Genomic DNA, 13,155 nt, shown 5'->3' on the forward strand with positions numbered 1-13,155 from the left:
CTCCTATGGATCGCGAACGTTTGATGAAAGAGGCCATACACTCCGGAGAGATGGAGGGTGCCTACGTGTCTGCCGAGTTTCGGAAGGATGCGGATGAGTATGTTGCGGGAGACATCTCCATCGAAGAGCTCATGACGCGCACCAAGCGCCGCTGGATTTCCAAGAAGAAGGCAGCGTCCCATGGGGCATGAGTTCGTCGACCCCTACCTTGACCCTTCGTCAGGCGTCTTGCGCAACCTTGTTGGGGCCGTTTCTTACGATGCGCTGAGAAACGCGGAGGGCGAGCTTGTGGCCATGCGCATGGGGCAGTTTCTCGAGGCGCTTCCTTTGCGCCCCATGGGATCTCTGGAGGATTTCAAGGTCATCCATCAGTGGCTCTTTCAGGACATTTACGACTGGGCTGGCGTGCCCCGTACCGTGGAGATCTGCAAGAACACGGAGAACGCCGAGTTCTTCCTGCCGTCCGCCAATATCGAGATGGGATTCGCCTGGTCGCAAGAAGAACTCGCCAAGGACAATCTGCTCAAGCGCCTTCCTCCGAATGAGTTTGTGCAGCGGTTGGCCTATCATTACGACAACTACAACTTCATCCATCCGTTTCGTGAGGGAAACGGTCGTGCCCAGCGGCTCTTCTGGACGCTCCTGTGCCACGATGCGGGCTATGATTTGGATTGGTGCCAGGTGAGCGGGGAGGAGAACGACGAGGCCAGTCGTGCTGCCGCGGAGGAGGGGAACCTGTCTGGCCTGGTGCGGATATTTACGCGTATCGCAAGGCCGACTGACCCCGCCATGCCAATAAACCAGGGCCTTCTGAGGCTCTCTGACCGATAGCAGGATCTGCGGAAAGGATCTCCGATGGTGTTCGATAGCGAGGCGGCCTTCGAGGATGCGGTGGTGGAGGCTCTGTGCTCCTACGGCTGGGGAGATGTGGACGACGTGATCGTCCGTCCTACCGAGCAAGAGCTCATCGACAACTGGGCGGCGATTCTCTTCGATCGGAACAAGCACCGTGACCGCCTGAACGGCGTCCCCCTCTCTGATACGGAGATGGCGCAGATCATGGGTCAGATCCAGACCCTGAGAACCCCGCTTGCCCTGAGCAAGCTCATAAACGGCGAGGAAATCATAATCACGCGCGATAGCGCCGACGACGACCTTCACAGGGGAAAGAGCGTCGCCCTCAAGATCTTCGATCCTGATGAGATCGCGGGAGGGAGCAGCCGCTATCAAGTCGTGCGCCAGCCGGTGTATGCCGCCAAGTCCAAGCTCGGTCACGACCGCCGAGGCGACCTCATGCTGCTCATCAACGGCATGCCCCTCTTTCACATCGAGCTGAAGAAGAGCGGCGTCCCCGTGGGCGATGCGGCGGGGCAGATTGAGAAGTATGCCAAGGAGGGGGTCTTTTCGGGCCTGTTCTCCCTGGTTCAGGTATTCGTAGCCATGAACCCCGACCAGACCCGCTACTTCGCCAATCCGGGCCCTGACGGCGCCTTCAACGAGAAGTTCCAGTTTCACTGGGCCGACTTCAACAACAACCCCGTCGACCATTGGAAGAGCGTCGTGAAGAGCCTGCTGAGCATCCCCATGGCCCATCAGCTCATCGGATACTATACGGTGGCCGATGACTCCGATGGGGTGCTGAAGGTCATGCGCAGCTACCAGTACTACGCGGCGAGTCGGATATCGGATCGCGTGACGAAGATCAATCGTGATGGGCGATGGGGTGAGCGAGGACTGAAGGGCGGTCACGTCTGGCATACCACGGGCAGCGGCAAGACCATGACGAGCTTCAAATGCGCCCAGCTCATCGCCGCGTCGCGCGATGCGGACAAGGTCGTGTTCCTTGTGGATCGCATCGAGCTGGGAACGCAGTCGCTGGAGCAGTACCAGGCCTTCGCCAACGAGGACGAGAGGGTGCAGGAAACCAAGAGCACCGATGACCTCAAGGCGAAGCTGAGGAGCGATGATCCGGCCGATACGCTTATTGTCACGTCCATCCAGAAGATGGGCAACCTAGAGGCTGACGACCTGAGTGCCGCTGATCTGTCGGCCATCAGGGCAAAGCGCCTCGTGTTCATCGTGGACGAATGTCACCGCTCCACGTTCGGCAAAAACATGGAAACCATTCGCAAGACCTTCCCGGCGGCTCTTCTGTTCGGCTTCACGGGAACTCCCATTCACGATGAGAACAACAAGAAGTTGAATACCACGGTGGACGTCTTTGGCGACGAGCTTCATCGCTATAGCATCGCCGATGGGATTCGAGACGAAAACGTACTCGGATTTGACACGTACATGGTCACCACGTTTCCTGATGCCGATGTGCGCGAGACCGTTGCCTTGAGCGAGGCGAAGGCTTCGTCGGTAGGCGAGGCCCTGGCTGATCCCCAGCGAGCGCAGGTGTATAACCTTTACATGAACGAGCTGCCCATGGGACCTTGGTACGATGAGGCAGGAACCTTGCGCCAGGGTGTGGAGTCAAAGCTTCCCGAAGCGCAATACGGAACGGCCGAGCAGACGGCGCCGACCGATCACCAGCGCCAGGTTGTGGCCGACATCGTGCGCCGATTTTCCTTCTTGACTCGGGATCGTAAGTTCCACGCCATATTCGCCACCCACTCCATACCGGAGGCGCTCGATTACTACCGATTGCTGCGCGAGGCCGATCCCACCCTAGCCGTCACGGTGCTGGTCGACCCCTCGGTGGACAACGAGCAAGGGCAGATCGATCGCGCCCTTATCAAGCAGGAAGCGCTGGAGGGAATTATCGCCGACTATAACGAGCGGTACGGAACGGACTATGACCTGCCAGGATGGGCTCGCTTCAAGCTCGATGTGTCTAACCGGCTGTCCCATAAGCGGCCTTATTTGGGCATCGATGGCAAGCGTGAGGAGTGCCTGGATATCCTCATCGTAGTAGATCAGATGCTCACGGGCTTTGACTCCAAATGGGTCAACACGCTCTTTCTCGACAAGGTCTTGCGCTACGAGATGATCATCCAGGCCTTCAGCCGCACGAATCGCCTCTTCAACGAGAACGAGAAGCCCTTTGGCAACATCCGCTACTATCGCCGTCCTCACACGATGAAGAGAAACATAGAAGAGGCGGTGGCGCTGTACTCGGGCGACAAGCCGTTCGGCCTGTTCGTTCCCAAGCTTGAGGCAAACCTCGTCACGCTGAACGAAACGTTCGGCGCCATCAGGGAAGTGTTTGCGAGTGCCGGTGTCGAGGATCTTCAGCGACTTCCCGATGAGCCGGCTGCTCGTGCCAAGTTCGCATCTCTGTTTCGCGAGCTCGACCTGGTGGTTGAGGCCGCCAAGGTTCAGGGGTTCAGCTGGGGAGAGGACGTGTACGTCTTCGACGACAGCGAGACGCTTCTCGACGCCATGAAGGCCGAGGAGGCCCTAGAAAGCGGGCTGGACTTCAGCGATGCGGACGCCACGGCGGTTTTCGTCGATCTTTCCGAACGCGACTTTCTCGTACTGGCCCAAAGGTACAAGGAGCTGGCGAGTCGGGCTCCTGGGGCAGAGGGGGACTCTCCTGTTCCCTATGATCTGAGAAGTTACCTCATGGAGATAGACACGACCCGCATTGATCGCGATTACATGAACGAGAACTTCGACAAGTGGCGCAAGCAGCTCGAGCTGGAGGGCCCGGACGCCGAGGCGACGGACCTGGCCCTGGCGGCGCTGCACAAGAGCTTCTCATCTCTTTCCCAAGAGGAGCAGAAGTACGCGATGCTGTTCATTCACGACGTCCAGGGCGGGGATGCCTTCGTGGAGCAAGGCAAGACCTTCCGTGACTATGTGACCGAGTATCAGCGTCGCGCCAAGGACGAGCAGGTGGCCCGGGCGTCTGAGGTTCTTGGCGTGGATTCCGCCCTGCTCTCGGAGCTGCTCGAGAGCGGTGCAAGCGAGGACAGCATCGACGAGTTCGGTCGCTTCGAGAGGCTCATGGAAACGCTGGATCGCCAAAAGGCCCGCGACTACTTCTCCAAGCTCGAAGGATCGCAGATACCAGTCTTCAAGGTAGGCATAAAGGCCGACAAGCTGCTAAGGGATTTCGTGATCGAGGGCGGATTCGATTTGTAGGGGGGATCGACGTGACAATTGATTTGAAGACGCTCACCATGCAGGTGATAAATGGCGACCCGGAGGGGGTCAAGATTTGCCGAGTGGCTGGTTCTACGCTAGTTACCGTAGTTGTCCCTCGGCAACTCCTCGGTGAGGCCAAGGCATTGCTGGGCATCCCCAAGCGAGGAGTCTATTATCTTCTTGACGAGAGGCAGGGTAGGATACATCGGGTTTATGCGGGACAGACGTTTCAGGGTATTTCGCGTTTGGATGGACACAATAGCCAAAAGGACTGGTGGAATAAGGCGGTTATGTTTCTTACGCCTGACGGGGACTTTAGCATGGACGTTGTGAGCGGGCTCGAGTCCTTGGCTATCCAGTACATAAGGGATCATGGATCGTATGAGGTGGAGAATTCCAACGATCCCAAGCCTTACGTCAGCCCTTACGATGAGGCGCTCATAAGTTTGCTTCATGAGGATATTCTATTCCGAATGACGTTGCTCGGATTCGGGCTTGACGCAATGGGCGATGAGGACGGCGCGGCTTCGGGATGTTTCCATACGAAAAGACGCAACGTGCATGGGATTGGACGCTATCGCGCCGATGCGGGAACGTTTGAGGTGCTTGAGGGGTCAGAGATCGATATGGCGAAGACGCCAGGCTCGACGAAGAGTCCGGTGAAGAGCCTCATTGCCCTTCGAGAGGAGATGGTGGCTGCGGGGAGTATTGTTCCGGGCGAAGGGCTGCTGTGGCGTCTTGTGAAACCCGTGAGCTTCACAAGCCCCAGCATGGCAGCGGATTTCGTTCTTGGCGGTAGTTGCAACGGATGGACAGAATGGGTGAATGATGAGGGAGAGACTCTTTCTAATATTTTCCGCAAAGTCCCTCACGCTGGTGAAGGGTGATGAGCGAGTCGAGCTTTTGGAAGAGCGCGCCGATTTGTTGCTGCTCCTTTTTAGAGGACGGAACGAGAAACACGGTATTAGAAACATTCTGCCAATCAGCACGCGGCATCTTGGTTCCAGTCGACTCATTTGCCACGCGTTCGAATGCAGAAGTTCGGATAAGAACAAACAGGAACCCAGGACTTACGCAAAGCGGACTGAGCACCCAGAAATCACCAAGCGCAATACCCTTGAACTGAGGGTTTAACCAATTACGCAGATAAGGGCGTAGCTTTCCGTACAGCACATCGCCTGGCTCAAAAACAATCCCACCGCGCCTATCATCTTTCTCCTCGACATCCTTATTCAGGACGCCTTGCCCTGAGACGATATCTTCGTACTCAACCCTAGGCAACTCCGCATCGTCAGAAAAATAGCTTCGCCTCTCGGATAGTTTGTTAAACCTACGCTGTTCCCAAGTTGGCGCCTGGATTCTCGCTCCCTTAGGCTCCCCAGCTCGGTGATGGGGATGACGAATACCCCGCTCTGCATCTGACGGCAGAACGACGCCTGGCCCACCAATACAGCCAGGAATGACGGGTCGGGATTGCGCGGGGCAGGGCTCGTCCTTATCTTGTCGCGAAGCCGGATCAGGTTTCGCTCCGCCTCCGGGGCCCTCGCGTCGCTCAGCGCGACCCCGAACGCGTCCCGTCGTCCATCTGAAAGCTCGACGACGATGTCCACTTCGAGCCTGTCTGCATCCGAGTAGTAGAAAACGAACGGCTCGAACGGCTACGCCATGGTCGATGCGCACACGTACGTCGTACGGGCAGAGTTCCTTGAAGAGCGTTTCGAAGGCCCGCGTATCAGAAAGCAGCCTCTGCGGCGTCGTAGAAAGGGGCGAAGCCGGCAGCGACGGATCGACGAACGCGGAGCGGCCATGCGATTGAGGCCTTAGCGGGGCGTCCCACCCGGGAAGATCCTCGATGAGGTGCTGTTCTTCGAGGAGGCTCGCATAGGGTTCGATCTGCTGCTGGGGGGGCGACAGAGCCATCGGCTGCGACTCGCTCCTCTCCGAACGCATCGGCAAGCAGAGTCTCGTAGGCTGCCGGCACGCCCGCGTTTCGTGCAAGCGAGAGCGCCAGCCGGCGTGCGAACAAAGGGCTGAGCCCCACTGTGGGACGTGACGTCTCTGCGAATGGCCGAAGACCTGGTGAGGACGAACCGCCCTCGCCGATCCCCCGCCTCGTCCATGCGGCGCTGCATGGCGTTCTGGACGGCAGGCGCACCTTGCCACTTATCAACGATGCGCGGAGGCCTTCCCTCAAGGGAGAGCAATGGATCCATCTCGACCATATTTCGCATGACAGGGTCGTCAAGGCGAACGATTCTGGCACCGCGGGCCAAGTTCGCCCAGGTCTTGCCGCAGAATTTCACGCCCCTGATCTCGACGGCACTGGACGACTTCGGGTGTCCTTCGATAATGCTGTCAGCAAGGTGGGGCTTATACTTGGATTGCGTGAGCATCATAGGCCTTCCTGGGGATCGGGCAAATTCTGCTAGAACGCGGGGAGCAGGATGGGAGATGGAGCCCGCCGCGCTAGCGGAGAGCCGAGAGCGTCTACGGCTCAGTCGATCTCATCCGTAGAAAAAAGCCATAATTGGTTATAATACCCTATGAAAAATAACCATCCTTGGATTTTCCCTTAGCCAAATAGACTCCAGGAGATCCCATGGAACGACACCTGATGAAAGAGCTGATGACATGGCAGGCAACAACGCGCAGAAAGCCCATCGTCGTCAACGGAGCGCGGCAGGTCGGCAAGACATGGCTGCTTAAGGAGTTCGGGCGCAGGTGCTTCGACAACGTTGCCTACGTGAACTTCGATAACAACGAAGCCATGGTCGCCCTCTTTGAAGGCGGCTACGACATCCAGCGCCTGATGCTGGGGATTCAGGCCGAGACGGGAGAGCGTGTGGTTCCGTCACGCACGCTGCTGATATTCGATGAGGTGCAGGAGTGTCCAAAGGCGCTCACGTCTCTGAAGTACTTCCGCGAGAACTTGCCAGAGTTGCACGTGGCCGCAGCTGGCTCACTGCTAGGCCTCACCCTGCACAGCGGCACGGGCTTCCCCGTTGGCAACGTGACGATGCTAAACCTCTACCCTCTTACGTTCGAAGAGTTTCTCGATGCGCGACACGAGGAGAACCTGCGGGAGCTCCTCGTAACCGGAGACGGGGCCGTCGCGTCTGCTTTCTCTGCTCGAGCAATCCCCCTGTTACGAGATTACTACTACGTGGGCGGCATGCCGTCGGCCGTCCTCGCTTTCATGGAGGAAGGCTATTCGGCGGCTCGCAGAGAGCAGGAGCAGATACTGCTCGCGTATCGCCTGGACATGTCCAAGCATATCGATGCGCGCGAGGTCGAGCGCATCCTTGCCGTCTGGGACTCGATTCCCCGACATTTGGGGAAGGAGAACAAGAAGTTCATCTTCGGCCAAATCAGGGAGGGGGCCAGGGCCAGGGACTACCGAAGCGCCATCACCTGGTTGTCTCAGGCAGGGCTCGTCACCGTGGTGCAGCGCGCGTCCAAGCCGGGAATGCCTCTCTCGGCCTATGTCGACGATGCCGCGTTCAAGCTGTTCGTCTTGGATACGGGGCTTTTGGGGGCCATGTCGGGTCTGGGCCAGAAAGCCGTGGTGGAGGGCAGCCGAATCTTCACGGAGTTCAAGGGCTCTCTCACCGAGCAGTACGTGTGCCAGCAGCTGGTGGCGGCAGTGGGCGACAGGCCGTACTACTGGACCTCAGCCAACGGGGCAAGCGAGGTGGATTTTCTGGTTCAAGACGAGCGCGGCACCTTCCCCATCGAAGTAAAGGCCGAGGAGAACCTGAGGTCGAAGAGCCTTCGCGCGTTTTCCGAGCGTTATGAGGGAATGGAGCCCCTGCGGCTCTCCCTGTCGGGCTTCAGGGTCGAAACCTGGCTGCGAAACATCCCCCTCTACGCCATGGCGAATAGAGGCCTGTGGACGACCCCTCACGCTGGTGAAGGGTGATGAGCGAGTCGAGCCTTTGGAAGAGCGCGCACAGAGAGCGCTGTTCAGCAGCACTGGGCAAAAACAAGCATCTCGCCGACCAATCGTCGACGTCAAAGACAAGCTTCTCTATGTCCACGCCAAAGGAGCTCAAGAAATAGCTTCTATACATTGATTTTGTTTTGGACAGCAAAGCCCAAAACTTCGCAGACACCTCTGGACTATCAACAATCACCAAATACTCGTTTGAAACGATTGAGCCTGCAAGATCATTCGGAACGCATCCATTACCGCCATGTACCAATTGGCGCTTCGAAATAACAAAATCGCCAGCCTCGAGAACTTGGTAGTTCTTTACTAGTATGGCGGACCCCATCAGCTTGACGCGAGGAACCACGCCTTCGTTTCTACGTCTAACAGTTATCAACTGGTATTCACGGTCATCCTCTACAGCAATCGCACGGAAAACCATCGAAGCAACTTCTCCAGCCTTACGCTGTTCCCAAGTTATACGCTCGTGAATCCCTTTTTGACAACTTCCCAATGTCCGTTGCGGTTGGCCCCTACGCGGACAAGTACGCCCCGCGCCTTCAAGGAGGCAAACACCCTCTCGGCTTGGCGCTTGCTTACGCCAAGTTGTTCGGCGGCCTGAGCAACGGTGATTGTGGGAGATTCCCGCACAAGCAAGAGAACTCCTTCTTCCGTCTTCGTTGCCTCGTTCGTTATACCGACATTTATACCGACATTTATACCGACATCGGTTGACGAAAGCAACGATTCATTGAGAGCGTCCGCAATGGCTTTAAGCATGAAAGCGACAAAGCCTGTACAGTCACCCACAGCGTCGGCGCGACTAAGCTCGTGGTAGTACTCTTCTTGGCGCTCTTTCACAATCGATTCTACAGGAAGCCACGCAAAGAGCTGATCCCACTCACTCAAGATCAGGGTCTGCCAGAGGCGACCCATGCGACCGTTTCCGTCCGAGAAGGGATGGATGAACTCGAATTCATAGTGGAACACGCACGACGCAACAAGAGGATGTGCGCTCGTGCTGGCCAGCCAGGCGAACAGATCGCCCGTCACTTCGGGAACATAGCGGGCTGGTGTGCCTGCGTGAATGAGCTCGTTGCCGGCAAAGACACCCACGTTACCACTTCGAAAACGCCCCGCTTCAGTGAACTGCGTCCCAAAACTTGGACGAATTAGTAAGGACTAAGCTGCTAAGGACTGATTTCGGAATTCCTCCGGAGTCAGTCCTTTCAGTTTAACCTGTCGTCTCCTCGTATTCCAATGAACGATGTAAGCGTCCAGATCTTTCTTGAACTCTTCGAAGGTAGCCCATTTCCGACCCTTGAAGAACTCATCTTTGATATGACCGAAGATCTGCTCGGTAGCCCCGTTGTCGATGCAGTTGCCCTTTCTCGACATGCTCTGCACGATGCCATGCTCTCTCAGTCGCTCGGCCCAGGCCCTCTGCTGGTATTGCCAGCCCATGTCCGAATGCAGGATCGGTGTCGCGCCCTTCGGCATCCTGGAGAAAAGCTGATCGAGGATATCGTGCTGCTGGGCCATGCTCGCGCTCTTCGACACCGACCACGCTATTATCTCTTTGCTCCCGAAGTCGTATATCGGCGCGAGATAGGCCTTGCCCCACGCCTGCTTGAACTCCGTGACGTCGGTGCCCATCTTCTGCCAAGGGCCCTCCGCTCCGAAGTCGCGCCCCAGCACGTTCTCGAAGGTCTCGCCGACGAGGCCTTTGTACGAATTGTACTTGTGATAGTCGGTTTCGCGGCGGATGCCGCAGCTGATCCCCATCTCGTGCATGACCTTCAACACCGTCTTGTCCGCGATGCGCGCGCCGCGCTCGGCGCGCAGGCACATGGCGATCTGCCGATGTCCGCAGCCGTTGGGAGTCCGTGAGAATATCTCGCTTATGGCGTCCCATAGCTCCGGTCGGGTCGGCGCCTTCGGATGCGACAGCGCGTAGTAGTAGCTCGATCGCGCCATCTCCGCCGCTTCCAGCAGATCAGCGAGCGGGTAATGCCCTGAGAGCGCGGCTACGGCCGCTGCCTTCTCCCGGTTCGAAGGCTCTTCTCCGCCCTCAGGGCCGCCAATTTTTTTAGGTAGGCGTTCTCCGCCTCGAGCTTTCGGACGCGGACTTCGAGCTCTTGCTCGCGAGTCATCCCTTCCTTCGCGGCCCCGCTCCCTTTGGGTCGGCCCTTCGGCTTGGGGCGCAGGGCTTCAGCGCCGCCCTCCCGATACGCTTTGCACCACTTGAGGAGCGCCGACCTCGAGGCTATGCCGAAAGACGCCATGGCATCGGGGACCTTCTCGCCGTCCTCGACCACCGCTTTCGCGGCGGCCAGCTTCTGCTCGTAGGTGTATCTGACCTGTCGTCCGCCCATCTGCAGCAATCCGTCCAATCCAACAGCGCCGAACTTGTAGCACCATTGTTTCACAACGGAAGGAGGAAGCGCTAGGACGGTCGCGGCCGCGTGATACCCATAGCCCTCCTCGAAGAGCTCCGCTGCGGCCCTGCGGACATCGACGTCGTATCTGATCCTAAGGTCTGATGGCATAAAGAAGCCTCCCATTTCTCGTGTCCAAGAAATGGGAGGCAGTACACAGAAGCGAGACCTTCCATAAGCATTTGGTGGGCCGAAAGCAGATCTTCGAGAGAGTTTGCCTTGAGCGACCCAAGAGCCTCATAGGTTCTGATCGCATTTTGCACTTCTAGAATATCCTTGGGCGGGGCGATGACATGCCTGCCCTCAATCACTGCCGTAACCTGATCAAGCGTAAGGGTATTGTTTTCAATCGCTAGCGAGGAGTGAATAGTTCTGATGCGGTTTTCCTTGCGCAGCTTCGGGGCGGAACGAATTTCTTCTCGAGCCGTAACGCGCCCGACCTTTTGCGCGATGTCGGCAACAAGAGACAGTATTTCGTCGTTTAACGAAAACGGCGGTTCATACGCCACAACAAGCCCTCCTTCGACGGAATCGTCTTGTCCATTGTAATGAAAGCACCTGAATCAGAGGTTTGGAGACCAGGTTTTGCGCATATAACTGGGAACAGCGTAAGCTGGGTGAGCTCTATCAAAAGAACGAGGAACGAAACGGCGACGGTCTTGGTGCCGAGAGGACTTTGTCGATAGCTACCATGTCCTTCAATGAGGAAGGAAACGGCGCTGCGCATGAATCCTTGCCCAGTTACAAGCGTTTGCGTGTAGGCGATATTGCGTTCGAGGGGCACGCTAATAGCCATTTCGCATACGGCCGTTTTGTCCTAAACGATGCTGGTCACGGCATAATGTCGCCGCGGTTTAGCTGCCTGAGGCCAATCGCTGAGCAAGATTATGCTTTTTGGAAATACTATATTCACCATGAGCCCACCATGCGCCCGATCTTGATCAATGCGACCAAGCGAGGAACCATGATGAACGAACTGGTTGTGGGGGACTTCCTTGGCCAGGCAGTGTCAGCGCCCTCCCTCGCGGAGCAATCCCGCATCGGCGCGCTCTTCCAAAAGCTCGACTCGCTCATCACCCTTCACCAGCGTGAGGGGCGGGCGTGTTCTGTCTGTTGGTTGCGTCTGGCTCTCGGGGCCTCTTGTCGGTTTGTCAGCGTGAGCGCGCTGGGCTAGATAAGGCTGGAAATCGAGCGCATGACCAAGTCAACGTCTTGGTTCTCCAATTCTTGGATGATATGCAGGTAGGTCTTCTGCGTCGTGTTCATGCTGGCATGGCCAAGCCTCTTAGCGACACTTGCGATGGACACTCCAGCAAAGAGCAGCAGCGATGCGTGGGTGTGCCTGAGTCCGTGGATGGAGATAACGGGAATCTGCGCATGGCGGCAATGTCGCTCTAGGACGCTGTTGGCAGTCGAGTTGTATACCTTGCCCCGAACGAAGATGGGCTCGTCGTTTGGCATGGACTTGGTGAGCTCGGAGAACTGGATGACGAGCTGCCAGTCGAGCTGCACCTTACGTACTGACGAGCGATTCTTTGTGGGAACGAATCCTGTGCCAGACTTGTAATCCCAGGTCTTGCTTATGGATACGATCTGCCGGGAAAAGTCGAAGTCTGCCGGTGTGAGGGCGATGGCCTCGGAGAACCTCAGGCCCGTCTTGGCGATGAGCAGGATAAGCCAGTCCCATGATATCTCAGGCCCGAGATCCAAGTCGTTGAGCAGGCGATGGAGCTCAAACTGGTTGAGGTATTTCTGCTTCTTCGCCTTGGGCGGAACTCCCTTGATGATGGCCTTGCGCGTAGGATCGCGGTCAATGAGCCCCTCGTCGACGGCGTCGAGCACGGCGCCCTTCAGCTGATGGTGAAAGTCCATGGTGGTTTGCCGCTCATGGCAGGAGGCGTAGTCGTTGAGGAGCCGCTGATAGGTTATCCGGTTGAGTTCCGAAAGCTTCAGCTGGGGAATGAGCCTCGAGAGCCACATCTTCGTCAGCTGATACTTTCGCAGGGTGACATCGCGAACCGCTCCTTCCTTGTACATGGCGACCCATTGCTGATAGTAGTCGTAGAAGGTGCTGTCCGTGGTAAGCTCGCTGGGCATAAAATCTCCTCTCTCTCCGAAAAACTGAAAGCGCGCTCACGCTGGCGTAATGGGGGGAGAAGGGGGAATTTTCCATGATGCGCACCGCGCCGTGAAAGTGCAAGGGAACGAACGTGCGATAAGGTAGAATAGCGGAAGCGAAACGCAAGGCGAAAGGAGCGCGGATGCGCGTCATGGCATTGGACATCGGGGAGGTGCGCGTGGGGGTGGCGGTGAGCGACCCCGGCGAGCGCGTGGCGTCTCCGGTGTGCGTGCTGCCGGCGGCCGAGGTGGCCTCTGGCGCGAAGTCCTTCCGGCGGCTTCTGGAGGACTGGGAACCGGAGCTTCTGCTGTGCGGCCTGCCGCTTACCCTGGCTGGTGAGGAGGGGCCGCAGGCGGCGCGCGTTAGGAAGGTGTCGTCCCAGGTCAGCGCTGCGACAGGACTTCCCGTCGCCTTTGCCGACGAACGCCTGAGCTCGGCTGCGGCAAAGCGTAGTTTGCGTGAAAAGGGCTACGACGAGCGAGCCATGCGCGGCAAAGTCGATATGATAGCGGCAAGTTTGTTCCTGCAGGCGTGGCTCGACGAGCGCGCCGCCCAGGCGAGATAAGGATACCCGC

General features: G+C 57.7%; 12 protein-coding genes. 7 read left to right on the forward strand and 5 right to left on the reverse strand.

Translation table 11 applies throughout. From position 1 onward, the window contains the following. Positions 1-23: 23 nt before the first annotated feature. The 4 genes from AC6I0Y_RS03140 to AC6I0Y_RS03155 are packed head-to-tail and all read left to right on the forward strand — an operon-like array spanning position 24 to position 4,982. The gene (locus AC6I0Y_RS03140) at positions 24-191 is read left to right on the forward strand and encodes an antitoxin VbhA family protein (protein WP_201751054.1); all 168 of its coding nucleotides are present in this window, start codon (positions 24-26) and stop codon (positions 189-191) included. After that, complete coding sequence (locus AC6I0Y_RS03145) at positions 181-831, forward strand: Fic/DOC family protein (RefSeq protein ID WP_160710305.1); 651 nt, start codon at positions 181-183, stop codon at positions 829-831. The genes AC6I0Y_RS03140 and AC6I0Y_RS03145 overlap by 11 nt, the downstream gene beginning before the upstream one ends. 24 nt (positions 832-855) lie before the next feature. Continuing rightward, the gene (locus AC6I0Y_RS03150; protein ID WP_160710304.1) at positions 856-4,092 is read left to right on the forward strand and encodes a type I restriction endonuclease subunit R, EcoR124 family; all 3,237 of its coding nucleotides are present in this window, start codon (positions 856-858) and stop codon (positions 4,090-4,092) included. Between the two features lie 38 nt (positions 4,093-4,130). Next, a complete protein-coding gene (locus AC6I0Y_RS03155) occupies positions 4,131-4,982 on the forward strand; it encodes a GIY-YIG nuclease family protein (protein WP_160710307.1) in 852 nt (283 codons plus the stop codon). Here AC6I0Y_RS03155 and AC6I0Y_RS03160 read toward each other — a convergent pair. Next, on the reverse strand, positions 4,942-5,376 hold the full coding sequence (locus tag AC6I0Y_RS03160) for a restriction endonuclease subunit S domain-containing protein (protein WP_497733044.1): 435 nt from the start codon (positions 5,374-5,376) through the stop codon (positions 4,942-4,944). The two genes, AC6I0Y_RS03155 and AC6I0Y_RS03160, sit on opposite strands and share 41 nt — an antisense overlap. 1,318 nt (positions 5,377-6,694) lie before the next feature. Between AC6I0Y_RS03160 and AC6I0Y_RS03165 the strand changes: the two genes are divergently transcribed. After that, a complete protein-coding gene (locus tag AC6I0Y_RS03165) occupies positions 6,695-8,014 on the forward strand; it encodes an ATP-binding protein (protein WP_497733046.1) in 1,320 nt (439 codons plus the stop codon). A 486-nt stretch (positions 8,015-8,500) separates the two neighbouring features. Here AC6I0Y_RS03165 and AC6I0Y_RS03170 read toward each other — a convergent pair whose 3' ends face one another. Genes AC6I0Y_RS03170 through AC6I0Y_RS03180 form a run of 3 tightly spaced genes read right to left on the reverse strand, consistent with a single transcriptional unit; the run spans position 8,501 to position 10,572 of the window. Continuing rightward, the gene (locus tag AC6I0Y_RS03170) at positions 8,501-9,196 is read right to left on the reverse strand and encodes a Fic family protein (protein ID WP_497733642.1); all 696 of its coding nucleotides are present in this window, start codon (positions 9,194-9,196) and stop codon (positions 8,501-8,503) included. Between the two features lie 9 nt (positions 9,197-9,205). Further along, on the reverse strand, positions 9,206-10,108 hold the full coding sequence (locus AC6I0Y_RS03175; protein ID WP_160214616.1) for an IS3 family transposase: 903 nt from the start codon (positions 10,106-10,108) through the stop codon (positions 9,206-9,208). Next, entirely contained in the window at positions 10,051-10,572 is a 522-nt protein-coding gene (locus tag AC6I0Y_RS03180) for a helix-turn-helix domain-containing protein (RefSeq protein ID WP_217983490.1), read from the reverse strand. The genes AC6I0Y_RS03175 and AC6I0Y_RS03180 overlap by 58 nt, the downstream gene beginning before the upstream one ends. A gap of 460 nt (positions 10,573-11,032) precedes the next feature. Here AC6I0Y_RS03180 and AC6I0Y_RS03185 point away from each other — a divergent pair, with 460 nt between their 5' ends. Continuing rightward, entirely contained in the window at positions 11,033-11,635 is a 603-nt protein-coding gene (locus tag AC6I0Y_RS03185) for a restriction endonuclease subunit S domain-containing protein (protein ID WP_497733048.1), read from the forward strand. Here AC6I0Y_RS03185 and AC6I0Y_RS03190 read toward each other — a convergent pair. Further along, positions 11,632-12,558: a site-specific integrase gene (locus tag AC6I0Y_RS03190; protein ID WP_160708911.1), complete on the reverse strand. Its 927-nt coding sequence runs from the start codon at positions 12,556-12,558 to the stop codon at positions 11,632-11,634. The genes AC6I0Y_RS03185 and AC6I0Y_RS03190 overlap by 4 nt on opposite strands. A gap of 164 nt (positions 12,559-12,722) precedes the next feature. Between AC6I0Y_RS03190 and ruvX the strand changes: the two genes are divergently transcribed. After that, complete coding sequence (ruvX, locus tag AC6I0Y_RS03195) at positions 12,723-13,145, forward strand: Holliday junction resolvase RuvX (RefSeq protein WP_160708909.1); 423 nt, start codon at positions 12,723-12,725, stop codon at positions 13,143-13,145. The last annotated feature ends 10 nt before the right edge of the window (positions 13,146-13,155 follow it).

It is taken from the genome of Adlercreutzia sp. St.1H8, from assembly GCF_059728655.1.